Consider the following 1,356-nt stretch of genomic DNA (forward strand, 5'->3'; position numbering starts at 1 on the left):
GTTTTTAGCCAATTGGGGTTAAAAAAGTAGATTTTGGGTTTTTAGCCCAAGCAGAAGGACGGTTTATGCCGTCCTTTTCTTGATATTATGTGCTAGAGCATGTAATCCGAACTCTATTTCCACTTTTTTGAGGCCTTTGAGGGTAAATCGTTTAAAGTTCCGGTTATGTTTTATCTGCGCGAAGGTAGGTTCTACATCCGCGGTACGTCTTTTTCGAAGTTCTTCTCCCTTTTCAGTCAGGAGCCGCTCCCTAGCTCGTGCTTTATAATGTTCCAAAAGCGCATTGCGCGTAACGACTCGCTCTGCGGCCCCCTTGTGGCACATGCCCCGGAGGGGACAACCCTGGCAGTTCTTTGCCTTATAGAGTCGTGTATGCTGAACTAATCCGGATTTAGTAGTGCTGCGCGTGGTGTATTGGTATTCCATATGCTGACCCATCGGGCATACATAGTAGTCTTCCAAGGCATTGTAATAGAGTTGGTCTCTCTCAAAGGGCTTGCGCGCAGTGCGGGCTTTTACCAGCTTCTCTTCCTTATTGAACGAAGGATACTTTACGTAGGCCTCTACGCCCTTGTCTTCCAGTAACTGGTAGTTCTCTTCACTACCGTACCCTGCATCGGCTACCAGCTCCTGGGGAAGCTGTCCGTAGAGCGCTTCGTGCTCCAAGAGATGTCCCGAGAGGGTATGCAAATCGTTGGCATCCTGGTGGATGGTATAGTTCACCACTATCTGGTTCTCGGTACTGATCTGTGCATTGTATCCAGGCTTTAGCTGCCCGTTCTGCATATGGTCGTCCTTCATGCGCATGAAGGTAGCCTCCGGGTCGGTCTTACTGTAGGAGTTGCGCCCCTTCAGTAGCTCTTCCTGCTGCTGGTACTTCTGTAGGGCCTGAGGGAAGTTCTTCTCTATGTACCGGGCCTTGGCCTTTGTCTTGGGATCTACCTGACTGGCCTTCCCCTTGATGATCTTACTGATCTTCTGAGCCGTCTGCTTTACTTTCTCCGGATCGATACTCTTAAACTCCGGGGGCTCGGGATCCTTGTCCTCCTCGTCGGCAATGCTCTGGGCATACTCCCACATCTCTTCGAGCTGGCGGGAGAGCTTCTCCCTGTTGGTCTTGATGCTGTTGCCCCACACGAAGGTATAGCGTCCTGCTACCGACTCTATCTTCGTACCGTCGGTGTATACCCGCTTAAGGCTCACCAGTCCCTGCTGGGCCAAGAGCAGAACTACCTGACGGAAAATGTCCTTAAAGATCCCTGCAAGGCGCGCACTGCGGAAGCGTGCTATCGTATTGTGGTCCACCTGAGCCCTTCCACTAATCCACATGAAGTTGATGTTCTCCTTCAAGGCCTT

At 51.0% G+C, this 1,356-nt stretch carries 1 protein-coding gene; it reads right to left on the reverse strand.

The window, feature by feature from the left end; all coding sequences use genetic code 11:
- Positions 1-63: 63 nt before the first annotated feature.
- Positions 64-1,356, reverse strand: a 1,293-nt coding sequence (locus IC612_RS09960) for an IS1182 family transposase (RefSeq protein WP_194740036.1), incomplete at its 5' end; no start/stop codon positions are given.

Origin of the sequence: Planobacterium oryzisoli (genome assembly GCF_015354315.1) — a bacterium.
In the GTDB taxonomy this organism is placed as follows: Bacteria; Bacteroidota; Bacteroidia; order Flavobacteriales; family Weeksellaceae; genus Planobacterium_A; species Planobacterium_A oryzisoli.